This window comes from Nocardioides bigeumensis (genome assembly GCF_039531755.1).
Lineage (GTDB): Bacteria > Actinomycetota > Actinomycetes > Propionibacteriales > Nocardioidaceae > Nocardioides > Nocardioides bigeumensis.
This window is the reverse complement of the sequence record NZ_BAAAQQ010000012.1, coordinates 135,819-161,245: the sequence shown is the minus strand read 5'-3', so window position 1 is coordinate 161,245 and position 25,427 is coordinate 135,819. Positions and strand designations below refer to the sequence as shown.

At 72.5% G+C, this 25,427-nt stretch carries 22 protein-coding genes and 1 pseudogene; 14 read left to right on the top strand and 9 right to left on the bottom strand.

The features are described from left to right. Nucleotides 1–3: 3 nt before the first annotated feature. On the bottom strand, nucleotides 4–1,116 hold the full coding sequence (locus tag ABD295_RS13255) for a glycosyltransferase WbsX family protein (protein ID WP_344304224.1): 1,113 nt from the start codon (nucleotides 1,114–1,116) through the stop codon (nucleotides 4–6). 103 nt (nucleotides 1,117–1,219) lie between these two features. Here ABD295_RS13255 and ABD295_RS13250 point away from each other — a divergent pair, with 103 nt between their 5' ends. After that, entirely contained in the window at nucleotides 1,220–1,933 is a 714-nt protein-coding gene (locus ABD295_RS13250; RefSeq protein WP_344304223.1) for a polysaccharide deacetylase family protein, read from the top strand. A gap of 66 nt (nucleotides 1,934–1,999) precedes the next feature. On the opposite strand, the gene ABD295_RS13245 is transcribed toward ABD295_RS13250, so the two are convergent. Continuing rightward, nucleotides 2,000–2,956 (bottom strand): class I SAM-dependent methyltransferase, encoded by a 957-nt coding sequence (locus tag ABD295_RS13245; protein WP_344304222.1) that lies wholly within the window; start codon nucleotides 2,954–2,956, stop codon nucleotides 2,000–2,002. Between the two features lie 88 nt (nucleotides 2,957–3,044). Here ABD295_RS13245 and ABD295_RS13240 point away from each other — a divergent pair, with 88 nt between their 5' ends. Together ABD295_RS13240 and ABD295_RS13235 are read left to right on the top strand one after the other, a co-directional pair. Continuing rightward, complete coding sequence (locus tag ABD295_RS13240) at nucleotides 3,045–4,115, top strand: glycosyltransferase family protein (protein WP_344304221.1); 1,071 nt, start codon at nucleotides 3,045–3,047, stop codon at nucleotides 4,113–4,115. A 27-nt stretch (nucleotides 4,116–4,142) separates the two neighbouring features. Next, on the top strand, nucleotides 4,143–5,657 hold the full coding sequence (locus ABD295_RS13235; protein ID WP_344304220.1) for a lipopolysaccharide biosynthesis protein: 1,515 nt from the start codon (nucleotides 4,143–4,145) through the stop codon (nucleotides 5,655–5,657). Here the strand turns inward: ABD295_RS13235 and ABD295_RS13230 are convergent. From ABD295_RS13230 to ABD295_RS13215, 5 genes and pseudogenes are all read right to left on the bottom strand, one after another. Further along, the gene (locus ABD295_RS13230) at nucleotides 5,654–6,760 is read right to left on the bottom strand and encodes a DegT/DnrJ/EryC1/StrS family aminotransferase (protein WP_344304219.1); all 1,107 of its coding nucleotides are present in this window, start codon (nucleotides 6,758–6,760) and stop codon (nucleotides 5,654–5,656) included. The two genes, ABD295_RS13235 and ABD295_RS13230, sit on opposite strands and share 4 nt — an antisense overlap. Further along, complete coding sequence (locus tag ABD295_RS13225) at nucleotides 6,757–7,728, bottom strand: glycosyltransferase family 2 protein (RefSeq protein ID WP_344304218.1); 972 nt, start codon at nucleotides 7,726–7,728, stop codon at nucleotides 6,757–6,759. The genes ABD295_RS13230 and ABD295_RS13225 overlap by 4 nt, the downstream gene beginning before the upstream one ends. Continuing rightward, nucleotides 7,721–8,095 carry a sugar 3,4-ketoisomerase gene (locus tag ABD295_RS21210; RefSeq protein ID WP_425574080.1) on the bottom strand — a complete coding sequence of 125 codons (375 nt, stop codon included), beginning with the start codon at nucleotides 8,093–8,095 and terminating at the stop codon, nucleotides 7,721–7,723. Before ABD295_RS21210 ends, ABD295_RS13225 begins: the two co-directional genes overlap by 8 nt. Before the next feature lie 87 nt (nucleotides 8,096–8,182). Further along, a pseudogene (locus tag ABD295_RS21205) lies at nucleotides 8,183–8,281 on the bottom strand (sugar O-acetyltransferase); the annotation flags it as partial. 381 nt (nucleotides 8,282–8,662) lie between these two features. Next, nucleotides 8,663–9,718, bottom strand: coding sequence for an acyltransferase family protein (locus tag ABD295_RS13215; RefSeq protein WP_344304216.1), 1,056 nt, complete (start codon nucleotides 9,716–9,718; stop codon nucleotides 8,663–8,665). A gap of 95 nt (nucleotides 9,719–9,813) precedes the next feature. Between ABD295_RS13215 and ABD295_RS13210 the strand changes: the two genes are divergently transcribed. From ABD295_RS13210 to ABD295_RS13160, 11 genes are all read left to right on the top strand, one after another. After that, nucleotides 9,814–10,896, top strand: coding sequence for an acyltransferase family protein (locus tag ABD295_RS13210; RefSeq protein WP_344304215.1), 1,083 nt, complete (start codon nucleotides 9,814–9,816; stop codon nucleotides 10,894–10,896). 9 nt (nucleotides 10,897–10,905) lie between these two features. After that, nucleotides 10,906–11,922 (top strand): CgeB family protein, encoded by a 1,017-nt coding sequence (locus tag ABD295_RS13205; RefSeq protein WP_344304214.1) that lies wholly within the window; start codon nucleotides 10,906–10,908, stop codon nucleotides 11,920–11,922. Beyond that, on the top strand, nucleotides 11,913–12,929 hold the full coding sequence (locus ABD295_RS13200) for a prephenate dehydrogenase (protein ID WP_344304213.1): 1,017 nt from the start codon (nucleotides 11,913–11,915) through the stop codon (nucleotides 12,927–12,929). The genes ABD295_RS13205 and ABD295_RS13200 overlap by 10 nt, the downstream gene beginning before the upstream one ends. Further along, nucleotides 12,926–13,612: an acylneuraminate cytidylyltransferase family protein gene (locus tag ABD295_RS13195; RefSeq protein ID WP_344304212.1), complete on the top strand. Its 687-nt coding sequence runs from the start codon at nucleotides 12,926–12,928 to the stop codon at nucleotides 13,610–13,612. The genes ABD295_RS13200 and ABD295_RS13195 overlap by 4 nt, the downstream gene beginning before the upstream one ends. A 43-nt stretch (nucleotides 13,613–13,655) precedes the next feature. Further along, the gene (locus tag ABD295_RS13190; RefSeq protein ID WP_344304211.1) at nucleotides 13,656–15,911 is read left to right on the top strand and encodes an N-acetylneuraminate synthase family protein; all 2,256 of its coding nucleotides are present in this window, start codon (nucleotides 13,656–13,658) and stop codon (nucleotides 15,909–15,911) included. Nucleotides 15,912–15,952: 41 nt separating this feature from the next. Beyond that, nucleotides 15,953–16,978, top strand: a complete 1,026-nt coding sequence (locus tag ABD295_RS13185) for a glycosyltransferase family 4 protein (RefSeq protein WP_344304210.1) — start codon at nucleotides 15,953–15,955, stop codon at nucleotides 16,976–16,978. Beyond that, complete coding sequence (locus ABD295_RS13180; RefSeq protein WP_344304209.1) at nucleotides 16,975–18,156, top strand: O-antigen ligase family protein; 1,182 nt, start codon at nucleotides 16,975–16,977, stop codon at nucleotides 18,154–18,156. The genes ABD295_RS13185 and ABD295_RS13180 overlap by 4 nt, the downstream gene beginning before the upstream one ends. Next, entirely contained in the window at nucleotides 18,153–19,196 is a 1,044-nt protein-coding gene (locus ABD295_RS13175; protein ID WP_344304208.1) for a glycosyltransferase family 4 protein, read from the top strand. Before ABD295_RS13180 ends, ABD295_RS13175 begins: the two co-directional genes overlap by 4 nt. Further along, nucleotides 19,193–20,143 (top strand): glycosyltransferase family 2 protein, encoded by a 951-nt coding sequence (locus ABD295_RS13170; RefSeq protein ID WP_344304207.1) that lies wholly within the window; start codon nucleotides 19,193–19,195, stop codon nucleotides 20,141–20,143. The genes ABD295_RS13175 and ABD295_RS13170 overlap by 4 nt, the downstream gene beginning before the upstream one ends. Beyond that, nucleotides 20,143–21,264 carry a glycosyltransferase gene (locus ABD295_RS13165; RefSeq protein WP_344304206.1) on the top strand — a complete coding sequence of 374 codons (1,122 nt, stop codon included), beginning with the start codon at nucleotides 20,143–20,145 and terminating at the stop codon, nucleotides 21,262–21,264. The genes ABD295_RS13170 and ABD295_RS13165 overlap by 1 nt, the downstream gene beginning before the upstream one ends. A 243-nt stretch (nucleotides 21,265–21,507) precedes the next feature. Further along, complete coding sequence (locus ABD295_RS13160; RefSeq protein ID WP_344304205.1) at nucleotides 21,508–22,872, top strand: sugar transferase; 1,365 nt, start codon at nucleotides 21,508–21,510, stop codon at nucleotides 22,870–22,872. A 50-nt stretch (nucleotides 22,873–22,922) separates the two neighbouring features. Here the strand turns inward: ABD295_RS13160 and ABD295_RS13155 are convergent, their stop codons facing one another. Together ABD295_RS13155 and ABD295_RS13150 are read right to left on the bottom strand one after the other, a co-directional pair. Next, nucleotides 22,923–23,810: a hypothetical protein gene (locus ABD295_RS13155; RefSeq protein WP_344304204.1), complete on the bottom strand. Its 888-nt coding sequence runs from the start codon at nucleotides 23,808–23,810 to the stop codon at nucleotides 22,923–22,925. After that, nucleotides 23,807–25,381, bottom strand: coding sequence for a tyrosine-protein kinase domain-containing protein (locus ABD295_RS13150; RefSeq protein ID WP_344304203.1), 1,575 nt, complete (start codon nucleotides 25,379–25,381; stop codon nucleotides 23,807–23,809). Before ABD295_RS13150 ends, ABD295_RS13155 begins: the two co-directional genes overlap by 4 nt. Between the last annotated feature and the right edge of the window lie 46 nt (nucleotides 25,382–25,427).

Genomic DNA, 25,427 nt, shown 5'->3' with positions numbered 1-25,427 from the left:
CCGTCAGGTCGTCGGCTCGCGCAGGACCGCCGCGGCCGCGTCGATCATGCCGGTGCCGTGCTCGAGCGAGGGTTCGAGGGTCATGCCCTCGCCCCACTCGTTCCAGGCGTTGATGGCGACCAGCCGTCGTGCCGCGGCTCCCGAACCGAGGGCAGGCGCCTGCGCGGCCGCGTCGCGCAGCGCCTGCTCGAAGGCAGCAGGAGTGGCGTTGGTCGCCGAGCCCCGCCGAACCCGTCGCCCGATGTTGTTCCACGACGACACGACGAGTGGGACGGTCGGCGCCGGGAAATCGGCGTGCGTGTCGCGGAACGTGCCGGTCAGTTCGTCGTAGGACCAGTAGATGTCGCGGTAGCGAGCGAAGCGGGCCGCCTGGGTCGGCGAACGCAGGGCGCGCAGTGCGCGCCGCCGGCGGTTCATGGCGCCGAAGACGTAGCTGGTGCCCTGCACCCACGCGTCCATGCCTGCGGCCGTCGGGTCGCCCACCCCGTGCACGGGCGCGTTGCCGAGCAGCATCAGGTTGTGGCCCCGCCTCGAGCCGACCTCGCGCCACCGGTCGAACACGCGCCTGTGGTCGGTCACGTGGGTGGGGTTGTAGACGAAGAGGAGCGGCCGACCGTCGACGCGGTAGTAGCGCGGATCGTCGACGGACTCGAGCAGCAGCTCGATGTGAGCGTCTGAGGTGTGCTCGTCGTACTGCTGGGCCGAGATGACCTCGTCGGCGCGGCCCTTCCACGCGAGCGTCCAGTCGTGGTTGGCCCACCCGTGGAAGAACGGCACGTCGGGCTCCCCGTCGGCGAGGATCGCGTCCTCGACCACGGGAAGCAGACGGTGTCCGGCGCTGTAGTAGTGGTAGATGCACAGCGCCGTGATGCCAGAGGCGCGCACGAGCGCGGCCTGCCGGGCGCGCACCTCCCGGTCGCGCAGGTCGTAGAAGCCCAGCTCGCCCGGGCTCAACACCGAACCTGCTGGCGAGCGCCAGCCGCGGTGCGCCCGCAGCACCGAGGTCCACTCGGTGAAGCCCTCGCCCCACCAGCGGGAGTTCAGGTCGATGGGGTAGAACTGCGGCAGGTAGTAGGCGAAAGCCTCCAACGGGGGGCGCGCGGGCGATTCCAGCACGCTGGGAAGGGTCCCACAGGAGGACCCGGCACGACGGACATTGCGCACCTGCCGACGCGCCGATCGGGTGTCGCCCGCCCCGTCAGTCACTTAGGGTCAGGTGATGACGAGCCCGCGGCGGGTGGCGGCTCACCTGCTCACCCCACTCCTCGGATCCGGTGTCGCCGTGGCACCGCACGGTGATGCCGTGGTGCTGACGTTCGACGACGGGCCCACGCCCGGGGAGACCGACCGCATCCTGCCCGTCCTGGCCGACCGCGGAGCGACGGCGACCTTCTTCGTGCTGGTCAACCGGGCCCGCCGGGAGCCCGCCCTGCTCCGCGAGGTGCTCGCCGCCGGTCACGAGGTGGCGCTGCACGGGCCGGACCACCGACGGATCACCGGCTTCCGTGCCGACCAGGTGGGCCGACGCACGCGCGGCGCCACACGGGAGCTGGAGGACCTGGCCGGGGTGGGCGTGCGGTGGTTCCGACCGCCGTACGGCCGGCAACGCATGAGCGATGTCCTCGCAGTCCGCGCGGGCGGCGTCGTGCCGGTGCTGTGGGAAGCGGGCATGTACGACTGGGCGGACCTCCCCGACGACGAACGCTTGGAGAAGGGTCTGGGCGAGGCCGGGCCGGGCAGCGTGGTGCTCATGCATGACGGGTTCGCCGGGCCGGACGACGGGGTCGACGACGGGCCCGAGCCCGAGGTGGACCGGCCACTCCTCGTGAGCCGCACGCTCGATCGGCTGGCCGACCGCGGGCTCAGCGCACACTCGCTGCGGGCTGGCCTGACCCGCGGTGACCTGGTCAAGCGTCTGCGCTTCGGACGCTGAGACCCTGCGGTGCCCGCCGAGCCCCGCCGCCGCGCGACTCGCGGAGCCGTTCCCCAGAGGGCGAGCTCAGCGCAGCGGCTCGAGCACGTACCCGGCCTGGTCGCCCCGCCCCTCGGCGTTGAGCCGCGCGGCACGCTGCTCCCACCCGGCCAGCCGGTCCGGATCGACGTCCTGGGCCGCGGCGTCGGCGAACGGAATGCCCCGACGCACCATGTCGGACCACACGAACTGGTAGGCGTGCGAGTCGAAGAACGTGCGGACGACCCGGAAGCCCTCCTCCTCGAAGAGCCGCCGCGCGCCGTCGAGCGTGTACACAACAAGGTGGCGCGGCGGGTCGAGCTGGGCCCAGTCGACGCCGTACTCGTCCCAGGCCTCCTGGCCCATGACGGGCATCCGGACCAGGAGGGACCCACCCTCGGCGAGCACGCGGCGGACGCTCCGCAACGTCGCGCGCGGGTCGGGGACGTGCTCGAAGGCGTGGTGCATGACGACGAGGTCGTAGCGGCTGTCGACGGGCAGGTCCTGGTGGTAGGCCTTGACGATGCGCACCCCGTTGATCGTCTTCTCCGGCACGTCGAGGAAGGGGTCGGCCCCCTCGAGCCGGCGGAAGCCGAGCTTGCGCATCCGCGAGAGCTCGTGGCCGTCCCCGCATCCCAGGTCGAGCACCCGGTCGCCCTGCTTCGCCCCTGCCTCGCGCAGCCAGGGCATGCCGGTGCCGGCCAGGCCGGTCGCCAGGTGCACGCGGCCCCGCAGCGCCCACAGCGCCCGCACCGTTCGTGAGCCCTGCCAGCGCGGTCCGATGACGTCAGGGACGTTGAACGAGCTGTAGAGGCCGGGATCATAGTGCCGGGCCAGGTCCTCGGGCACCACGTCGATCTGCATCGACCCGCAGACGTCGCACCTGTGGTAGTCGAAGCGCTCGCCGCTTCCGAACATCGACTCGGTGAGGACGAAGGGTGTGCTGGGCGCCTCAGGCCCACAGACGACGCAGCCGCCTGCGGACGCGGCGATCTCGTCGGGCATGGCCGCGAGCCTAGAAGACCTCGGGCCGCCGAGGGTGGCTTTGTGGAAGCATGGACGAGGCACCGACGGCGCAGGTCTGGAGGAACGCGTGGGCGATCACGTCCGTTCGCTGGTCCTCACCGACGCCGATCTCGAGCAGTACGCCGCCGAGCACGCGGCTGGCGAGCGCCCTGGCCTTCGTCCGTACGGCATGGAGCGGCTCGAGGACCTGGGGCACCGGCTGCGCAGCGTCCCGATGCGGGCGGGAGGCCGTCTCGTTGAGGCTCTGGAGCACCGGACCGGCCGCCGGTTCGGGCGTGCGCTCCGCGCTGCTCCCGTCGCTCGCGACTCCGACCTGGTGCTGGCCGTGCTCGAGCAGTGGGCCTGGGCGCCCGGGGTGCTGGCCAGGGTGCCGAGAAGTCCCTACTGGCGCCTCCCCCTGGTGTCGGTCGTCTGCTGGGCCGCCGAGGACCTGCGGACCCGTCCCGAGCGTGAGCGCCGCCGCGTGCGGGCGCTTCTCGCCCGCAGCGACCTGGTCGGCTACTGGAGCCGCAACCAGACCGAGACCTATGTCGCGCACGGCATCGAGCCCGACCGCCTGGTCCCGCTGACCTTCGGTGTCGAGACCGCCTTCTTCGACGGAGACCCCGACCGAGAGCGCGACATCGAGGTCCTCTCCGTCGGCGTCGATCGGGGACGCGACTACGCCACGCTGGCCGCCGCGATGAGAGGCAGCACCGTGCAGGTCCAGGTGCTCTCCCGGCCGGCCAACCTGGCTGGTCTCGACCTGCCACCCAACGTGCGCGCCATCGGCACGGTGCCCCAGCGGGAGTACGCCGCCCTGCTGCGCCGCGCCCGCGTCGTCGTGGTCGCGACCCACGACCTGGCGTACCCGACGGGACAGACCGTGGCCCTGGAGGCGGCAGCTGCGGGGGCAGCGGTCGTGGTCACGTGGACGCAGGCCATGTCCGAGTACTTCTCCGACGGCGAGACGGCGCTGATGCCGCCGGTCGGCGACCCGCTCGCCCTGCGCGGCTCGGTCGAACGCCTGGTCGCCGACGACGGCCTCCGGCGGCGGTTGGGGCACGCGGGCCGCGAGCACGTGCTCCGTGGCCACGACTCGGCGCGGATGTGGGACGAGCTGGACCGGGCGCTCGTGGAGCGCGAACTGCGTCGCTAGCACGTCCGCGTCCCTACGATGGCTCGCATGGAGCCACCGGGCGAGGCGGCGCCGAGCCTCGCCGGCACGGCGGTACGCGGCGTCGCCGTGACGACCGCGTCGCAGCTGGGGCGGATGCTCACCCAGGTCGTCTCCGTCATCATCCTGGCCAGGCTGCTCACCCCGACCGACTACGGCCTCGTGGCCATGGTGCTCTCGGTGATCGGCGTCGGCGAGCTGGTCCGTGACCTCGGCCTCTCCCCTGCGGCGATCAGGGCCGAGTGTCTGGATCGGGCCTTGCGCGACAACCTCTTCTGGGTCAACACCGGGCTCGGCGTGCTGCTGGCCCTCGTCGTCGCCGCGGCCTCGCCGCTGATCGCGAGCGCGTTCGGCCGCGACGAGCTCGTGCCCATCACCCTCGCCCTCGCGCCGACCTTCGTGCTCTCGGGGTTGATGACGCAGTACCGCGTGGACCTCACCCGTCGCTACGCCTTCGGCCGCCTGGCGGCGATCGACCTGTCGTGCAGCGTGCTGCCCCTGATGATCGGCATCGTGGCGGCCTCCCTCGGCGCGGCGTACTGGGCCCTGGTGCTGCAGCAGGTCGTCTCGGGCGTGCTCGGCGTGGCCCTGCTGGCCTGGTCCTGCCGCTGGACGCCGGGTCGCTACGACCGCTCCGCCTCGGTTATGCCGTTCGTCCGTCTGGGCTCGTCCTTCCTGCTGGGTGGTCTCCTCGGCTACGTCATGCGCAACGCCGACGCCGTCGTGGTGGGCCGGGCCTTCGGCGCGGACGCCCTGGGCATCTACAACCGCTCGGTCCAGCTCGTGCGGACGCCGCTGACGCAGGTGCAGGCACCCTTCGGGAGCGTGACCTTGCCCGTGCTGGCTGCCGCGCGCGACGACGACGAGCGCCTGCTCCGGGCCGCCGCCCGGGCGCAGGTCGCGTTCACCTACCCCGTCCTCGTCGGCGTCGCCTGGATCGTGGCCGCGTCCGAGGAGGTCGTCCGGATCACGCTCGGTTCCGCCTGGACGGACGCCGCGCCGGTCATGCGGTTCGTCGCCATCGCCGGCGGTGCCGGGTGCCTCGCGTACGTCGTCCTCTGGATCTTCGCGGCGCGTGCCCTCGCCAGCCGGATGAACCTTTTCAACGTGACCTCCGCGGTCCTGGTCGTCGCGGGCATCCTGGTCGGGAGCCGGTTCGGGGTCGAGGGAGTCGCCGCCGGCATCGCCGCGGCGACCGTCGCCGGCTGGCCGCTGGCGCTCACGGTGCTGGGCTGGCGGGGCTACCTCCGGGTCGCCCCCCTCGCCTGGGCGGGAGTGCGCGCAGCCGCCGTCGCCGCGCTGGGGGCACTCGCCGCCGACCTGGTGCTGGCGACGGTCCCGTTCGACGCGGCGCTGCCGCGCGCCGGCGCCGCATTGCTCACCGTCCTCGCCGTCGCGGCGCTGGCCGCCCTGGTGACCCCGGTGCGTCGCGACTACGCCGAGGTGACCGGCATGCTCAGGCTGCTGCGCGGCCGAGGTGTCAAGGCCACGGCCGACCTCACGGTCGAGCGCCCGAGCGACTAGCCCTCGTAGGAGCCGAGGGCCCGGCACACCGCGTCAACCTCGTCGTCGCGGAGCTCGGGGAAGCACGGCAGGCTGAGGATCCTCCCCACCAGGCCATCGGTGACGGGCAGATGGACCGCGGGCTGCGCCCAGGCCGGCTGGCGGTGGTCGGGCACGGGGTAGTGCACGTCGGTGCCGACGCCGTGCGCGTCGAGGTGGCGACGCAGCCCTGCGGCGTCGGCGGTCTCCACCACCGCGAGGTGGGCCGAGTGCCACTCACCGTCCGCGGGCAGCAGCCGTACGCCGTCGGGCGCGGCGGCGGAGTACCGCCCGATGACCGCGCGCCGGCGTTCGTTGAACCCGTCCAGCATCGGCAGGCGGACCCGCAGCAGGGCGGCCTGCACCTCGTCGAGGCGCGAGTTGGTGCCGAGGTCGAGGCGCACGTCGTACTTGGTGCCCCAGCCGTACTGCCGGAGCTGCCGCACCCGTTCGGCCAGCTCGGCCGAACGGGTGGCGACCGCACCGCCGTCGCCGAGCGCGCCGAGGTTCTTCGTGGGATAGAAGCTGAACGTGGCGAGGTCGCCGGTCGCGCCTGCGGCCACGCCGTCACGTCGGGCGCCCACCGCCTGGGCGCAGTCCTCGACCAGCAGGATCCCGCGTTCACGGCAGAGATCGGCGATCTCCGGTAGCTCCGCCTGGTGGCCGTAGAGATGGGTCACCACCACTGCGGAGACCTCGTCGCCACTGATCTCGTCGAGCAGCTCGGCGAGGGCGCCCCCGTCGAGCACGTGAGTCTCCGGGTCGACGTCGCAGTAGTGCACCGACGCGCCCACGAGCCGCGCCGCGACCGAGGTGTACCCGCCCGCGTTGGCGGCGGTCACGACCTGGCCGGGGCGCACCTGCTGGGCAGCGCGCAGCGCCAGCGCCAGCGCGTCCGTGCCGCTGGCGACGCCAAGCACCTCCGGGACCCCGAGGTACGCCGCGAGCTCGCCCTCGAAAGCACGGTGGTGCGGTCCGTGCACGAGCCACCCCGACGCGACGACGTCCTCGAACGCCGCCCGGAGCAGGTCCGCCTGGGTCTGCAGGGCTCGACCGAGGTCGTTGAACGGCACCCGCGTCGTCATCGGGCTCCTCTCGTGCGTCGGCGACCGAGCAGGTGTCCGGGCACTCGCAGCGACGAGGCCGTCGCCAGCGCCAGCGTGGCCGGGGTCGGACGGTGCCGCGCGACCGTTCGGAGGGCCGGGGCCAGCGTCGCCGCGGCGACCCCGCTCAGGTAGGCGTGCCGGAGCTTGCCCTCGGCCTCGTCGAGGATCACCCGATCGGCGTCGCGGTCGATGCCGAGATTCTTCACCCGGGCGCGGGTGAGGTCCACGCCCATCGTCATCGACGCGCTGAGCCCCGCGGTCGCCTGACCGGCAGAGACCCGGTACTCCACCAGCGGTTCAGGAGCCAGGACGAAGTGGTGCCGCCGGCTCAGCCGGAGCCAGAGGTCGTAGTCCTCGAACGACAGCGACTCGTCGTACCCGCCCACGTCGCGGACGGCAGACGTGCGAAGCAGCACCGACGGCGCGGGGATCCAGTTGCCGTGGCAGAGCTCCCCGAAGATCGGACCCTCAGGCATCGCCCGCCCGGCGAAGCGGTAGGAGTCGGAGAAGCGACCACCGGTCCGCCGCCCGTGCTCGTCGATGAGCCAGGCGTCGGAGTACGCCGCTACGGCGTCCGGGCCAGCGGAGCGGAGGAGCTCGACCTGCACCGCGAGCCGATCGGGCAGCATCCGGTCGTCGGCCGACATGACGGTGTAGAACGGTGTCCGCACGAGGGCCAGGGCCTCGTTGAAGGTCCGGCAGATCCCCGCGTTGTGCTCGTGGAAGACCGTCCGGGCTGCGCGGCCGGTCTCGGCGAGCCAGGCGGTGGCGACCTCCGCCGATCCGTCCCTCGAGGCGTCGTCGGTGACGACGAGCGCCACCTGTTCCAGGGTCTGCGCTGCGACCGAGTCGAGCGCCTTCCTCAGGAGCCCGGCGTGGTTGTAGGCGGCGACGACGACGGTCACCTCCACCGTCGTCCCTCCGGCGGGCCCGGGGGGCTCAGCCACCATCGCCTGCCAGCCGGACCTCGGCGAGGAACTGCTGGTAGTCGCGGATGTAGTCGTCCGGGTCGTAGGGGTGTGAGGCGAACACCGCGAGGACCGCGTCCGGGGAGTAGTTGAACTGCGACCCCCAGCTCATCGGCGGCACGTGCAGGCCGGTTCCGGGATCGTCGAGCACGACGGTGCGCCGGTCGGTCCCGTCGTCGACGAGGCAGGACACCGACCCGGCGAGCGCCACGAGGTACTGGTGGCACTGGCGGTGCGCGTGCTCACCGCGCACCTTGCGGGAGGGGACGTCGTAGACGCAGAAGAACCGGCGCGGCGTGAACGGCAGCTGCGTGTCCAGCTCGAGAGCCATCAGCGACCCCCGCATGTCACGGGCCAGGGTCGGTCCGGCCGCGTCGGCAGGCGCCGAGACCTCTCCGGGCGCCGCGACGCGTGAACCGGCGCCGCCGTCGAGGTAGCGCACGATGCGCGCCGGGTTGCCGACCACGACTGCGTGCGGAGGCACGTCGTCGGTGACGACGGCGCCCGCGCCGACCATGGCGCCGGTGCCGATCGTGAGACCCGGCAGGATCACCGCTCCCCCGCCGATCGACGCGGCGCGCTCGACGGTCGTGGTGGAGAACTCCTCGGGATAGGCCTTGCTCCGGGGGAACGGGTCGTTGGTGAAGGTGACGTTGGGTCCGATGAAGACGTCGTCCTCCACACGGAGGCCGTCCCACAACTGCACGCCGCACTTGATCGTGACGCGGTCGCCGACGACCACGTCGTTCTCGACGAACACGTGGTCGCAGACGTTCACGTCCGCGCCGAGACGCGCACCCGGCAGCACGTGCGCGAAGGCCCACACGCGGGTGCCCTCGCCGACCGAGGACGACTCGCAGAGACCCTGCTCATGGACGAAGACCACGCCCGAAGGGTACTGGCCGGTCGCGCCTCAGACCGACGGTTCGGGCATCCTCGCCCGGCGTGCAGGTCTCGACCGGGCCCACCTGAGCACCCGGCGCTCGAGCAGCAGCCAGCTCGCGGTCGCTGCCGCACCTGTGAGCAGCAGGACCAGCGCCAGGTAGACCGGCCACGGCTCCTCAAGCCCGGCTACGGCGAGTGCCTGCGAGAACGGGAAGGCGTAGATGTACACGCCGTAGGAGATGTCGTGCCGCCTGATCACGGCAGGCGACGGCAGCACCCGGGAGAGGCCGAGGAGCGCAACGGCCAGCAGCGGTGCCGCCAGCTGGCTGCCCCAGCGCGGGTCGAGCAGCTCGAGGCCGACGAAACCTGTCGCCGCGACCGCCGACAGCGCCGCGGTCATCCGCTCCATGGGGAGGACGAACTGGACGACCACCCCGCCGAAGAAGTACGGCGCCAGCCTGGCGAACTGGCTCAGCAGCAGCGGCGGCTCCGCGATGACGTGCGGGAGGGCGACGAGGGCGAGCACCGAGCCCAGCCAGACGGCGAGGAACACGAGGCGCGCGCGATGCCGCGGCGTCAGCACGGCCACCGCGCCCAGCACCAGGTAGCACGCCATCTCGTGCGCGAGCGTCCAGAGCGACGCGTTCCACTCGCCGGGATAGGCGATCCCTGACGGGGTGCCGGCGATCCCGCCCTGCTGCTGGACCAGGAACGCGTTGCTGCCGGCGTACCGCAGGGCGCCGCTGACCAGCTCTCCCAGAGGCAACGTGCCCGCGAAGCAGGTGATCGCCAGCAGCCCGGTCACCACGAGGCAGACCCAGTAGGCAGGCATGATCCGAGCGAAACGGTGGAGAAGGTAGGTCCCCAGTGGAAGTCGGTACCTCGACTCGGCGATCAGGTAGCCGGACACCACGAAGAAGCAGGCGACCGCCCAGGCGCCGACCGAGTCGCCTCGGATGACGGGCTCCTCGAGGCCGGCGGTGATGCGCGCGTGCGACACGAGCACCGCCGTCGCGAGCACGAGGCGCACCAGGTTGAGCGAGTTGGCGTGCCGCCCTCGCGTCGCCGTCGTCGCCTGGTCCACCTCACGAGGCTAGCCGCGCGCGCCGCTGGGCGCGGCCGTTCGGCCCACGTCCGGTTTCGGGTACCAGACGCTGCAGGGGCGCCTATCCTCCAGAAGTGCGCGCATCCGTCCCGTTCGCGCAGGTCCTGTCCGGCGGCGACAACGCGCTGAACTTCCTGCGCCTCGTCCTCGCCTCCGGCGTGGTCGTCGGCCACGCCTGGCCCTTCGTCACCGGCGCGGACGGACCGATGCCCGGCGGCATGTCCCTGGGCGTGTGGTGCGTGTCGGGGTTCTTCGGCATCTCGGGCTATCTCGTGACCGGAAGCCGGATGCGCCTCCCGTTCCTCGACTACCTCGGCCGCCGGGCGCTTCGGATCCTGCCGGCGTTCTGGGTCTGCCTGGTCGTCACTGCGGTCGTCTTCGCCCCGCTCTCGGCGATGCTGGCCGGCGACCCCGTGCAGATCGTCGACGCCGGCTCCGCGGCGTCGTACGTCGGGGCCAACGGAGGCCTGTGGATCTTCCAGGCCGGCATCGACGGCACCCTGACCCACGTGCAGATCCCCGGTGACTGGAACGGGTCGCTGTGGACGCTGTCCTACGAGTTCGCGGCGTACCTCGCGATCGGAGCGCTGTTCGGCCTCGTGCGCGGCGAACAGGGTCGCCGACGCGTCTGCCTGGTCCTGGCAGGCGTGCTCGTGGTGGGGAACCTGCTCGGAGAGGTGCGTGGCGTCGCCGCAGGAGTGTTCGTCTACACGGTCTGGCTGGGCGGCGCGTTCCTGTGCGGCGCCGTCATCCGCACGTGGCGAGACCGGGTCCCCTGCGACGCGCGCCTGGCGGCCGGGGCGGCTGCGGTGCTCGTGGTCGCCTGCCTGCTCGACCTGCCGCGCACGTTGGGTGCCCCCGCGCTGACGTACCTGTTGCTCTGGGCCGGCGCCACGTTGCCGATCCGGCTGGGTCGACGCCACGACGTGTCCTACGGCATCTACATCTACGCCTTCCCGGTGAGCCAGCTCCTCGGCTCCTCCGCGCTGGACCCGCACCTCGGTGTGCCGGCCCAGGCGACGTTGACCTTCCTCCTCTGCCTGCCGCTCGCCTGGGCGTCGTGGCTGCTGGTCGAGAGCCCGGCGATGCGCCACCACGCCGCCCTGACCCGGTTCCATGACCGAGCGGCCACGGCACCCGCCGAGCGATCTCAATAGGCTGGCGACGTGACCCAACCCGTCAGGCGGCTGCTGCTCGTGACGCCGGCGTTCCACGGGTACGGCCGGTCACTGGCCGAGGCGCTCGAGCGCAGTGGGTACGACGTGACCTGGTTCCCGTACGACGCGCACCCGGGGGTCCGGGGCAAGCTCGACTTCGCGGTGCGGCACCGCATCCCCACCGCACTGCGGCTCCACGCCGTCGCCGAGCGGTACGTCGAGGAGGTGACCCGCTCCGCGGTGCAGGCGCTGACCGACGCGGACCCCGACATCGTCGTCACCATCAAGGGAGAGGGTCTCGGGCGGGGCTACTGGCAGGCTCTGGACGGCTCGTCGCGGCGCCAGGTCCTGTGGCTGTACGACGAGATCGACCGTTGGTGCCCCGACCCGGCGCTCCTCGCCTCCCGCCCTCTGGTCGTGTCGTACTCCCGCTCGGACACCGAGCGCCTCCGGGCCGAGGGTCTGGACGCGCACTACGTGCCCAACGCCTTCGACCAGACCATCCCGTGGACGCCCCGGTCGAGCAACGAGGTCGTCTTCGTGGGTGCTCGTTACCCCGACCGCACCGACCTCCTCACCGCCCTGGTCGGGCGTGGCGTCCCCGTCCGCGCCTACGGGCGCCAGTGGTCGCGACACGTGCTCGACCGGGTGCGCACCGGCGAGGCGGGGCGGCCGGACGTCCCTGCCGCGCGCGACGTCTCGCGGTCCGAGGCCTACGGCATCACCGCTGGGAGCGTCGCCGCACTCAGCCCGCACACCGGGCAGGGCGGCTTCACGATGCGCACGTTCGAGCTGCCGGGCACGACGTCTCTCCAGCTCATCGACCGTCACGACGTCGAGGAGTTCTACGAGCCGGGTACGGAGGTGGCGGTCTACGACGGCATCGACGAGCTGGTCGACCTGTGCCACCGTGCCGCGAGCGACCGGGCCTGGGCTCGCAGGGTCGGCGAGCGGGGCCGGGCCAGGACCCTCGCCGAGCACACCTTCGACCACCGCGTGCCGTTGCTGGAGCAGCTGTGGGCCTGACCCATCCCCGCGACCTCGACGCCTGGCGGGCCTGGCAGGCGCGGCACGAGCCGTGGCCCAGGAGGCTGCGCCGAATGTGGGGCGGTCGGCTGGTGCGCCGACCGACCCCGGCGCCGGTGCTGACGCTCACCCCCGGTGCCGCAGGGGCGCCGGTGCTGGTCGTGCTCGACAGCCGCACCCCGACGAGCCGGATGGCGCTGCTGGACCCGGTTCGGCACCTCGCGACGAGCCCCGCCGTCCTGGAGGTCGGCGGGACGGGCCGCGTCGTGGAGCCCGGCGCTCTCGGTGCGGACCCCGACCTGGACTCGGTGCGCGTGGTCGTCGCCCTCGGCAGCTATCTCCCAGCGGGCGCGGCCGGCCAGGCGTTCGCACGGTCACGGGGCCTTCCCTTCGTGGTGGTGCAGCACGGCCTGCTCACCCCCCACATGGCACCGCTGCCGTCCGCCGCCCACCTGTTGGCCTGGAGCGACGCCGACGCCGCGTTCTGGTCCGAGGGGCGCCCGGACGTGGTCACCACGACCGTCGGCTCGCAGCTTCTCTGGCAGGCTCGCCGTGGGCCGTCGCGCACGGCGGCACCAGGCGCGGCACCAGTCTTCCTCGGTCAGCTGCACGCGGCAGAGCTCGGGAGGCGCGAGATCACCCGCGCCTCGGTCTCCTTCTGCCGCCGCCACGGCGCCGACTACCGCCCGCACCCCGCCGAGCGGGACAAGCTCTCGCGGCTGCAGCACGCGTGGTGGCAGCGCCGCGGCATCCACGTCTCCCATGACGACACCCCGGTGTCCGGGATCGCCGCTCCGGTGGTGAGCATCTTCTCGACCGGCGTGCTGGAGGCGGCCGCCCACGGACTGCCCGCCTGGACGTGGTTCCCCGATCCGCCTCCCTGGCTCAGCGAGTTCTGGCACCGTTACGACCTGCGTCACTGGGGCGGGCCTCCGACACCTGCCCCGGCCGTCCCCGACCTCGAGCCCGCTGCGGCCGTGGCGGCCTACCTCGAGGAGCTGTCGTGACTCGCACCCTGTGCGTCATCCCGGCCCGGGGCGGGTCGAAGGGCATCCCCCGCAAGAACCTCGCCGACTGCGCGGGCAAGCCGCTGATCGCGTGGACGATCGAGCAGGCGCTCGCCGTCCCGGAGCTCGACGTCGTGGTCTCCACCGAGGACGCCGAGATCGGTACGGTCGCGGCGGACCACGGGGCCGGGGTGCTGTGGCGGCCCCCCGAGCTTGCCGAGGACACCACCGCCACGGAGCCGGTCGTGGAGCACGCCGTCCTGACCAGGATCGAGGAGGGCCGACGGCCCGACCGGGTGATGCTCCTGCAGGCGACGTCGCCCGTACGCCGTCCCGGCACCCTCGCCCGCGCGCTGGCCGAGCTCGACGCCAGCGGCGCCGACTCGCTGGTGGGCGTGGTGCCCCAGGCGCCGTTCCTCTGGTGGGCACCCCGGACCGCCGACGACTCTCCGCGCGCCGACTACGACGTGGACGCGCGGCCTCGACGCCAGGACCTGACGCCGCAGACCTACCGCTACCGCGAGACCGGCTCCCTCTACGTCACGCGCACCGAGGTGTACCTCGAGCACCACAACAGGCTCGGCGGACGCATCCACCTGTTCGTGATGGACGAGGTCGAGGGTGTCGACATCGACACCCCCCATGACCTCGAAGTGGCAGCACACCTGCTGACGACCCCGTAGCGTTGGACGTTGCAGTCACGGGCACGGGACGGGGTAGACCGAGATGATCATCGAGCGGCAGCTGGCGGCGTACGTCGTCTACTCCGAGGACCCCGTGATCCGGGCCCTGGAGAAGATCACCGCCAACAAGGCGCGGCTGATCTTCTGCGTCGACTCCTCCGGCCATCTCGACGCGGCCCTCTCCGACGGCGACTTCCGCCGCTGGGTCAGCAGCACCACCGACCTCGACCTGCAGACAGGGGTCGTCGAGGTGGCCAACCGCGAGGTGCGCAGCCTGCCGGTGAGCACCCCGCCGGCCCAGATCGAGCAGCACTTCGCGCCCGGCATCGACCTGATCCCGCTCGTCGACGAGCGGCACCACCTGGTCGCCGTCGCCATCAACCGCCGCGACGAGCTGCGGGTCGGCCGCCACGTCGTCGACGAGGACTCCCCCGCGCTGCTGATCAGCGAGATCGGCATCAACCACCAGGGCTCGGTCGACCTCGCCAAGCAGCTGGTCGACCTGTCCGTCGACGCGGGCGCCGACGTGGTGAAGTTCCAGCTGCGCGACATGGCCGCCCTCTACCGCCAGTCTTCCGGGTCCAGCGCCGGCGAGGACCTCGGCCCGCAGTACACCCTCGACCTGCTCGCCAAGTTCAACCTCACCGCTGACCAGCTCTTCGAGGTCTTCGACCACTGCAAGGACGTCGGCATCGAGGTGATGTGCACGGCCTGGGACCCGCCCAGCGTCGACCAGCTCGCGGCGTACGGCGTCCCGGCGCTCAAGGTCGCCAGCGCCGACCTCACGAACCACGCGCTGCTGACCCACATGGCCCGCACCGGCATCCCGATGGTGGTCTCCACTGGCATGTCCACCGAGGGCGAGATCCGCGAGTCGGTCGACCTGATGCGCGGTCATGGCGCGGCGTTCGCGCTGCTGCACTGCCAGTCGACCTACCCGGCGCCGTTCAAGGACGTCAACCTCCGCTATCTCCAGCGGCTGGCCGAGCTCGGCCGCTGCCCGGTCGGCTACTCCGGCCACGAGCGCGGCTATCACGTGCCGATCGCGGCCGTCGGCCTCGGCGCCAAGATTATCGAGAAGCACTTCACCCTCGATCGCGACCTGGAGGGCAACGACCACAAGGTCAGCCTGCTCCCGGGTGAGTTCAAGGAGATGGTCGAGCGGGTCCGCGAGGTCGAGGCGGCCCTCGGGTCCGCGTCGCCACGCGCGGTCTCCACGGGCGAGATGATGAACCGCGTCAACCTCGCCAAGAGCCTGGTGGCGGCCCGCCGCATCGAGGCGGGCGAGCTGATCACCGCCGACGCGGTCGACATCAAGAGCCCCGGACGGGGGCTTCAGCCCAACGCCTACGACCGCCTGGTCGGCCGCACCGCCCAGCACCCCTTCGAGGCCGGCGACTTCTTCTACGCCACCGACCTCGGTGCCGCGGCGCCCACCGGACGCCAGTACGACTTCCGCCGGCCCTGGGGACTCCCGGTCCGCTACCACGACGTCGCGGCGATGACGCGCGACTGCACGCCGGACTTCCTGGAGTTCCACTTCTCCTACAAGGACCTCGAGCTCGACCTGGCCGACGTCTTCGCCCCCTTCGAGACGCCGCTTCCGATGGGCTACGCCTGCCACAGCCCCGACCTCTTCACCGGCGACTTCCTGCTCAACCTCGCCAGCGACGACGACGACCACTGGGAGCGGTCGATCACCGAGCTCCAGCGGGTCGTCGACCTGACCCGGTCGATGCGGCCGTACTTCGCGGTTGACGCTCCTGACCCGGTCGTCATCGCGAGCCTCGGCGGGTTCACCCACAGTGCGCACGCGACGCCCGACCTGCTGCCGGCGATGTACGCGCGGGTGGCTGCCGGGCTCGACCGGATCGACGACAGCGGCGTACGCCTCTGCGCGCAGACCCTGCCGCCGTTCCCGTGGTACATGGGCGGCCAGCTCTTCTGCAACCTCTTCGTCGGCGCCGCCGACACGGCCGAGTGGGCCGAGAAGTACGACCGACGGCTCTGTCTCGACGTGTCCCACTCGAAGCTCGCGGCGAACTTCGGGCAGCAGCCGTTCTCGGAGGCGATCGACCTGCTGGCGCCGCACGCCGACCACCTGCACCTCGTCGACGCCACCGGCGTCGACGGCGAGGGGGTCCAGGTGGGCGACGGCGAGGTCGACTGGGCGCTGCTGGCCCAGCAGCTCGACACCCACTGCCCGACCGCGGGCTTCATCCCCGAGATCTGGCAGGGCCACGTCAACGACGGCGAGGGCTTCTGGATCGCGCTCGAGCGCCTGGAGCAATGGTTCTAGGCGCTGCCCCCGGCACCCGGCGGGCTCTCTGGGTGGTCCCGGTGAGCGACCTGGGCGGGGTGGCGCGCCACGTGCTCGACGTCGCCGGCCACGGGCTGCCGGGATGGGACGTCGTCTTCCTGTGCCCGCCCGGACCGCTTGCGGACCGGCTGCGCGAGCAGGATGTCGAGGTCGTCGTCGCACCGTTCGGCCCGGAGCACGGCCTCCGCGCCTCGGTGCGCACGATGCGCTCGGTGCTGCGCCGGCTGCGGCCGGCCGTGGTCCACGCGCACCTGTCGTACGCCGACGTCGTCGCGGCCCTCGTCAAGCCACGCGGCTCCGTCCTGGTCACGACCGAGCACGGGATCGCAGCCGACGACGCCGTCTACCACGGCACGACCGGCCGAGCCCGGGTGATGGCCCTGGTCCACCGAGCGCGGCTGCGTCGGGTCGACGTGGTCCTGGCCGTCTCCCGCGCCACCGCTCAGGCGATGAAGAGCAAGTGGGGGGCCGGAAGGGTGTCGGTGGTGCGCAACGGCATCGACCGCCCGGCGACCGACCCCGCACCGGGGTCCGCGCCGGCGAGCGGGCTGCGGCTGCTGTCGCTCGCCCGGCTGGCGCCCGAGAAGAGGCTGCCCGACCTCATTGACGCCTTCGCGCTCGTCGCTGCCGACCACGCCGACGCCCGCCTGACGATCGCGGGCGTGGGCGAGCTGGAGGGAGCCCTGCGACGACAGTCGGCGGCGCTCGGCCTGTCCGACCGGATCGACCTGCCCGGCTTCCTGGATCCGGCCAAGGCGATGGCCGACCATGATGTGGTGGCGATGCTGTCGGTCTGGGAGAACTGCTCCTACACCCTCCTCGACGCGGCTGCGCACGGACTCGGCGTCGTGGCGTCCGCGGTCGGCGGCAACCCGGAGATCCTGCCGGAGCGCTGCCTCGTCGACGCCGACGACCCGCGGGCGGTCGCGGCCGCCCTGGTCACCCAGGCGCGTGACCTCGCGGCGCGGCCCGGCCTCGGTGCGTGGCCCGACGTGGCTGAGATGTGCACTGCCATCGCTGCCAGCTATTCGGGACCGGCCCGATGAGAAGCCAGAACATCGCCTGGGACCTCGAGCCCGAGGAGACCCCGGACGAGCGTGCGGAGCGGGAGACGAGGATCAGCGACTTCGCGCTGGCGGGTCTCCTGCCCCTGTCCGCCGTGCCCATCCCCGCGCTCGGGCTGCCCTTCAACGAGGTCGCGGCGCTGGCGCTGGTGGCCCTCGGCTGCCTGCGTCAACCCGCCAAGGGACGAAGCGTCCCTCTCTGGCTGGTGGTGATGATGGGCAGCCTCCTCGCCCTGCTGGTGCTGTCGGCGCGACTCAACGGCATCGACGGGAGCCGCCGCCTGATCCACATGGTCGGGTACGTCGGCCTCGCCTGGGTCATTGCGTCCGGGAGGGTCTCCCGGCGGTCGGTCGCGCGCGGGCTGACCATCTCGCTGGCGCTGACCGTGGCCTACGGCGGTGCGACACTGCCGACGAGCTCCTACGCCGGCCGCCTGACGGGCGTGCTGGCCGATCCCAACGTCGCGGCCTTCCTGCTCGTCACCCTCGGGCTGGTCTCGATCCCGCACGTGCAGCATCGCGTCGTGCGCCGCCTCGCCATGCTCACGGTGCTGGCGGGGGTGCTGCTCACGTTCTCGCGCACCGGGCTCCTGGCGTTGATCCTGGTGTGCCTGTGGTTGCTGCTCGGCCGACGGATCCGGTTGGTCGGCGGCGTGCTGGTGATGGGCGCCCTGGTGTGGCTGGTGACCACCATCCCGGACGACCTGCGCCTGTTCGGACCCTTCTCCGACCGCAGCGGCAGCGACGCGTTGCGCGCCCGGATCATCGCCGCGGAGTACGAGAGCCTGGCCAACATGCCCTGGTACGGCCACGGACCCGGCACGGCCGGCGTGTTCGTCCAGGACGAGATCTTCTTCTTCCACAACAGCTACCTCGCCACCCGGCAGGAAGGCGGCTGGCTGGCCCTGGTGCTCGTCGTCGGCATGCTCGTCGCCGCCTTCGTCGGCCTCGATGCCAAGGTCCGCTCCGGCGTTCCCGAGGCGCTGTGGATGCAGGGCGGCGTGATCGCGGTCCTCGTCATGGCCTCGACCCTGGGCGAGGTCCTCCTCGACCTGCCGACCGCGGTGGTCATCGGCTTCGCCGTGGCCACGGCCTCGAGGGTGGAACCACCGGAGCCGGCGGTGCCACCCCCGACCACGACCGCCCAGGTGCCGGCATGACCGCGCTCCACCTCGTCGCCAACCAGGGCCAGGTGAGCGGGGGGGAGGAGATGCTCCTGCGCTGCGCCGACGCCGCACGCGATCTCGGCCACGAAGTCGTCGTCGTGGCTCCCGCACAGCCGGACGAGGCCCTCCAGCGAGCTCGCGAGGCGTCGTACCCGACCGTGGCGATCCCTGGCGCCGACCGGGCCGCCTACGCCCGAGCGCTGCGGCGGTGGGACCGCGACCGGGCCGGGGTCCTCTGGTGCCACGGCCTGCTCCCGGCCCTGGCGACCGCGGGCAGGCCGGACCGGGTCGTGCACCTGCACCAGCTCCCGCGTGGCGCCGCACAGCAGCTCGCCCTCCGGGTCGCCGCCCGTGGCGTCCGTGCCGTCGTCGCGCCGTCGCGCCACATGGCCTCCCGGGTGCCCGGGGCGCTGGCGCTGCCCAACTGGTCCGAGCGGGTCTCGGCCACCCGCCGAGGGGCCGACGCGGGGCCGCCGGTCGTGGGGTTCCTCGGGCGGCTCTCCAGCGACAAGGGCGCCGACGTCCTCGCGGACGCCATGCACAGGCTGCCCTCGTCCGGCGGGCGCCCGGCGCCTGTGCTGCTGGTCGCCGGTGACAGCAGGTTCGTGCCGGACGACCAACGACGGGCGGTCGAGGCCGCCCTGGACCGCCTGGGCGACCGCGTCCGGAGGGCCGGCTGGGTCACCCGCGAGGAGTTCTTCTCGCAGGTCGACGTCGCGGTGTTCCCGAGCGTCTGGTCCGAGCCGTTCGGCCTGGGCGCGGTCGAGGCGATGTCGGCCGGGGTGCCGGTCGTGGTCAGCGATGCCGGCGCCCTTCCCGAGGTGGTCGGTCCCGACCACCCGTGGGTCGCGATGGCCGGCGACCCGGAAGCCCTCGCCACGGTCGTCGCCGCCGCCCTCGACGCCGGCGCGAGCGACCCCGTGACCACGGCGGCACGGCTGCGCTGGCAGACGGAGTTCTCTCCCGATGCGGGCCGTGCGCGCGTCGCCGGCCTGCTCGACCGACTCGGCATCGTCACCAGGGCCGGCCGGTGACGTCGGTCTCGGTGGTGGTGCCGACCCGTGGCGGCGCCCGCACCCTGCCGCTGCTGCTCACCAGCCTCCGGGAGCAGACCCACCCCGACTGGGAGGCGGTGGTCGTCGTCGACGGCGACGTCGACGGCAGCGCCGACCTCGTCGCCCGCGAGGCCAGGGACCTGCCCGTCCGGACGCTCGTCCTCCCCGAGAACCGGGGCCGCTCGGCAGCACTCAACGCCGGCTTCAGCCTCGCCGAGGGCGACGTGCTGGTCCGCAGCGACGACGACCTGGGGTTCGGGCCCGCACACCTCGCCCGGCACGCCGCGCACCACGAGGCGGCGGCCGCGCCGATCGGTTTGGTGGGCCTGTGTCGCAACGTCTACCCGGACGGGGGCTCCTACGCCCGCGCCTACGGAGTGCCGACCGACGCCCGCTTCCGCGCGGCGGCGTACGCGGCTCCCGCCGACCGCACCTGGCGCTACTGGGCGGCCAACGTGTCCGTGACTTCGGAGACTTGGCGCACGATCGGGCCCTACGACGAGAGCTACCGCGCCTACGGGTGGGAGGACGTCGACTGGGGATACCGCCTGCGTCGCGCGGGCATACCGGTCGAGATCCACGCCGACGTCGAGGCCGAGCACCACGGCGCGGCCGCGACGACCGAGGACCGCGCGCTGCGCGCGTTCTACTCCGGTGCCGCTCGCCAGCACTTCCTACGCACGCACGACCTCGGGGACGGCGCGGCGCTCCTCGGCGACACCGGGGCCGGCGACGGGCTGTGGGGACGCGCCGTGCTCTCCGTCGCCGCGATCACCGACGAGCGGCGGCTTCGGCGCCTCGGCGACGTGGTCGACCGGATCAACCGCGCCCTGCCGCGTCCGGCCGCGGAGAAGCTCGTGGCCTTGCTCGTCGAAGGTGCCGCCGTCGCGGGACACCGCGCCGGGCGGACGGCCGGGGCGATCTGATGCCGGGATCCCGGCCGGGTCGTCCGGCGGTGGCGATCGCCCACGACTACCTCACCCAGCGCGGCGGCGCCGAACGCGTCGTCCTCACTCTGCTCGAGGCGTTCCCCGACGCGGTCGTGCACACCACCTTGTACGACGCCGAGGGCACCTACCCGCAGTTCCGCGACGCGCGCATCGTCACCTCACCGCTGAACCGGGTCGGACCCCTGCGCCGGCACCACCGCGCCGCGCTGCCGCTGCTGGCCCCCGCGGCGAGCCGGCTCCGCGTGGACGCCGACGTGACCGTGGTGTCGTCCAGCGGGTGGGCGCACGGCTTCGACATCCGCGGCCGCCGGCTCGTCTACTGCTACTCGCCGGCGCGGTGGCTCTACCAGACCGACGACTACCTCGGCGCCGGGCGCCGTGGCCCTGCCGGCCTGGCAGTGGGCGCCCTGCGCCGGCCACTGGTGGCCTGGGACCAGCGTGCGGCGCGGGCGGCCGACCGCTACCTCGCCATCTCTCGCGTCGTCCAGGACCGGATCCGGTCGACCTACGGCATCGAGGCGGACGTGGTGCCCGCCCCGCACAGCATGGACGCAGCGGGCGAGGCGGACCCAGTGCCCGAGCTCGCCGACTGGGCCGCGGAGGGCTACCTGCTGCTGGTGTCGCGGCTGCTGCCGTACAAGAACGTCGACAAGGTCGTGGATGCCGTCGCGACCACCGGCCACCGCCTCGTCGTGGTCGGCCGCGGCCCGGAGGAGGCCGCGCTCCGCGCCCGATCCGGCCCCGGTGTGCGCTTCCTGTCCGGCCTCTCCGACGCGCAGCTGCGATGGATCTATGCCCACGCCCGGCTGCTGGTCGCGCCCAGCGTCGAGGACTTCGGCCTCACCCCGCTCGAGGCCGCGACCTTCGGCGTCCCGACGGTCGCGTTGCGCGGCGGTGGCTACCTCGACACGATCGTCGAGCACCGCACCGGCGAGTTCTTCGACGACAGTCAGCCCGCCGCCATCCGGGCCGCGGTACGCCGGGCCGAGGAGGCCACCTGGTCGCGCGAGGCCCTGCAGCTGCACGCGTCGGCGTTCACCGCCGGACCCTTCGTCGAACGGATCCGGGAAGAGGTCGCCCAGCTGTCCAGCAACTAGGACGCAAACGGGGGTCCTGAGCGTCAGCTGACCAGACCATTCGCAAAATCTCGGCCGATCTTTCGGGGCTGGTCATGTGACGCGATACGATCTGCGGGACTCATGTGGAGAGCCGGGGGGTTCTCTTCCAGTGGGTTGAATCCGGGGGGGTTCATGTCCAAGACGTTTGCATCCGTGCGCGTCGACGGAGCAGTCCGTCGCACGCGCCGTTCCACGCTTCAGCTCAGCACCGCTGCGGCGGACTTGCTGACCATTCTGCTGGTCACGGTCGTCGCGGCCGTCGGCCGCAACACGCTGCCCTTCTTCGAGTCCGTGGGGGACATCCCGGAGAACGTCAGTGCCTCGGCCGTCTTCATCGTGGCCGGCTGGCTGGCCGCGCTGGCCCTGTCCGGTGCCTACGCGGAGTCACACTTCGCCGTCGGCACCGAGGAGTACCGCCGGGTCTTCATGGCCTCGCTCGCCGCGGCCGGCCTCGTCGGCATCGGCTGCTACCTCGCCCAGTTCCCGCTCTCGCGCGGATTCTTCGTGCTGCTCTTCACGCTCGGCATCCCGATGCTGATGCTCAGCCGCTTCCTCGGCCGCCGTGTCATCCAGCGGTTGCGCCGCGGCGGCCGGCTGACCCGCCAGATCCTGATCGCCGGTGCTCCGCAGCACGTCGAGGCGCTGGCCGACGTGCTGATGCGCGAGTCGTGGTTGGGCTACTCCATCATCGGCTGCCTCACCGCCGACGGCCCGCCGCCGTCGGAGACCCTGACCGGCATCCCGGTCCTGGGCCGCACCCGTGACGCGGAGCGCATCGTCGGGTCGCGCGACGTGGACACCCTCCTGATCGCGGAGGGCGCCTTCGAGGAGGGCGCGAGCCTGCGCCAGATGGCCTGGGACCTCGAGAAGCACAAGGACCTGGAGATCGCAGTCGCGCCGAGCCTGACCGACGTGGCCGCGGGCCGAGTGGAGATCCGGCCGGTCGCCGGGCTGCCGCTGGTCTACATCGGGCACACCCGCGCCCAGGACTCCGCCCATTGGGCCAAGCGCCTCTTCGACATCGTCGGCTCCGTGAGCCTCCTGCTCGCCTCCTTCCCGTTCTGGGCGTGGGCGGCGCTGCGCATCAAGCTCCACGACGGCGGGCCGGTGCTCTTCCGGCAGACCCGGGTGGGCCTGGACGGCCGGACCTTCGAGTGCCTCAAGTTCCGCACCATGGTCATCGGCGCCGAGAGCATGCTGCCCACGATGCAGGGTGACGACGCGGACCACGTCCTGTTCAAGATGCAGCATGACCCGCGGGTGACCAAGGCCGGCCGCCTCCTGCGCCGCTACTCGCTCGACGAGCTGCCCCAGCTGCTCAACGTCCTGCGTGGCGACATGAGCCTGGTCGGCCCGCGTCCGCCGCTGCCCTCCGAGGTCGAGCGCTACGAGGACGTCGCCAACCGGCGGCTCCGCGTCCGCCCCGGTCTCACCGGCCTGTGGCAGATCTCCGGCCGCTCGTCGCTGTCGTGGGACGACACCATCCGGCTCGACCTCTACTACGTGGACAACTGGTCGATGGTGCAGGACCTCGTGATCCTGGCCAAGACGGCCTCGGCCGTCATGGCCGCCCGCGGCGCCTACTGACCCTCGCGGGCGGGCCCTCCTCGGCCCGCCCTGGGGGCAGGCCTCCGGGCTCAGCCGCGCTCCACCCACGTGCCACTGCTGTCGTCCAGGAGGGCATAGCCGATCTGGGCGGCGAGGTCCTCGCCGATCCAGGTCACCCCGAGGGCGAAGCGGTCGTTGCCGAAGCACTCCTGACGACTCTCGACCGGCTTGCCTTCGTCCAGCACCTCGAGCCGCGCCCTGCACGTGGGTGTGTTGTACAGCACCGCGACCAGACCGTCCGGCCCTACGGCCGCGGCAGTCACGCCCGTGTCGACACCGCTCTCGATGAGGTCGGAGTCGAGCGACGCCTGGAGCAGCCGGTCGTCGGTGCAGACGACGTAGTAGTGGTCGGCCGCCGGGTGGACGCTCTCCGCGTCGCATTCGGCGCCCACCTTCACCGCACGGCCGCCGGCGGCGTGGACGAGCCGGGGGTCGACCGGGTCGAGGTACCACGCCCGCGCCGGGACGGCGCTGCGCGACCAGGTCGTGCCGTCGGGCCCCGCCGCGGTCCACGCGGTGACCTTGCAGTCGGTGTCGGTGCCGACCACCCACCAGCCGTCGGCGGTGAGCCCGGTCGCCAGGGTCTGGGTCAAGCCGTCGATCTCCACGACCACGGGAGCGGCTTCGGCCGGCGAGATCCACGCGACGGGGAGCTGGCGCGGGTCGTCCTGGTTGCCCTCCGTCCCGCAGTCGCCGGGGGACAACCGGAGCACGGCTCCGTCCGGGCGCCCCTTCAGGAAGACCGACCCTTGGAGCGGGTTCACGGGGTCGGCCGGCGCGGACTCGTCGCCCGACGGCGTTGTCCACGCGGGCTCGGGTGAGCGCGCCGTGCTCAGGTAGTCGCGCAGCACGGCGTACGCCCCGAAGTTGGCGACCACGCAGGCCACGGCCAGGCCGGCCGCGACGCCGCGGTTCACTTGCGGGCGGCCCGCGGCTCGGCCACGGAGGACGTGGGCCCCTCGTCCGCGACCGTCTGGGAGCGACGCCCGGCAGCCGGCACCACCGGGACGTCGATGTGCTCGGTCAGGTCGAGGGGGTCCTTGGACCCGGTCCGCGGACGCCACGGCAGCCGGAACCGGCTGGTGTCGGAGGCCGCGCGCTTCGACGACTCCCCGTAGCCCTGGTCGAAGTCGCTCTTGCCGTAGCCGTAGCCGTACACGACGCTGCCGAGTCCCCGGCGGGGCGCCATGTTGAGCACCGCGCCGAGCAGCCGGCCACCCACCTGGTCGAGCACCTTGCGGCACAGCTCGACGTGCTCGACTGCGGTCCGGCCGACGGCCACGACGAGCAGGGCGCCGTCGCAGGTCGCGGTGAGCAGGCCGGCGTCGGTCACGGGGAGAAGAGGTGGGGCGTCCAGGATCACCGTGAACTCGCGGGAGAGGTCCTCCACCAGCGCGTGCATGCGCTGGGATCCCAGCAGCTCGCTGGGGTTGGGCGGGATCCGCCCGGCGGTGATGACCTGCAGGTTCGGGGTGTTGGTTGCCTGGAGCACGTCGGAGGCGGTCAGGTCGCCGACGAGGACCTGGGTGAGGCCGACCGACGGGTCGAGGTCGAAGCTGGAGGCCAGGCTCGGTCGGCGCAGGTCGGCGTCGATGAGCAACGTGGGCTGCCCCGCGGCCGCCATCATCCGGGCCAGGTTGGCCGAGACCGTCGACTTGCCCTCGTGGGCGTTGGCGCTGGTGATCACGATGCTGCGCGGCGGCTTGTCGACGTCGACGAAGCGGAGGTTGGTGCGCAGCGAGCGGAACGCCTCCGAGACGACGCCGAGGTTCTCCTGGACGCCGCGGTGGCCCTGCGACAGCGGGTCGGCGATCGGGATGATGCCGACGACAGCGGAGACTCCGGCCTCCTCGACGTTCTTGACGGTGCGCACCTTGCGGTCGACCGAGCGACGCAGCAGGGCGACGCCGTAGCCCAGGATGAGTCCGGCCAGAGCGCCGTAGAGCAGGTTCTTCTGGTAGTTCGGCGACGACGGCGCAGCGGGCAGGAGCGCTTCGTCGAGCGGCTCGAGCTTGATCAGCCCGAGCGGCTTCTGACCCTCCTTGAGGCCGGCGTTCTCGAGCGACTGGACCTGCTCACCGAGCGCCAACACCGCGGCGTTGGCCATTGCGCGCGCCAGCTTCGGTGACTCCGCCGACGCCCAGATGGTGACCTGGCCGCTGTTCTCGACCGGGGCCGCCGTCAGGCGTCCCGCGATCGCCTCGGGCGGCAGGTCCATGCCCAGCCGCTCAGCGACGCTCTCGGCGACTGCCCGGTCGGTGATCAGGGTTGCGTATGTGACCGCCTTCTCCTGCTGGGTGTTGAGGTTCTGCAGGATCTCGCCCGGGGTCGCCGCGGCGCCGATCACGACGTAGCCCTGCGAGGTCGCGGTGTAGATGACAGGCTGACGCAGCGTCCACCCGAACATGATCAGCACGCCAAGGGTCACGCAACCCAGGATGACCAGGAAGTTGACCCGCGTGAGCCGAACGAAGTCGAGGAACGTCACGACGGTTGAGTCTACGTGAGCGCACCGCTCGCAATGGGAGGATTGA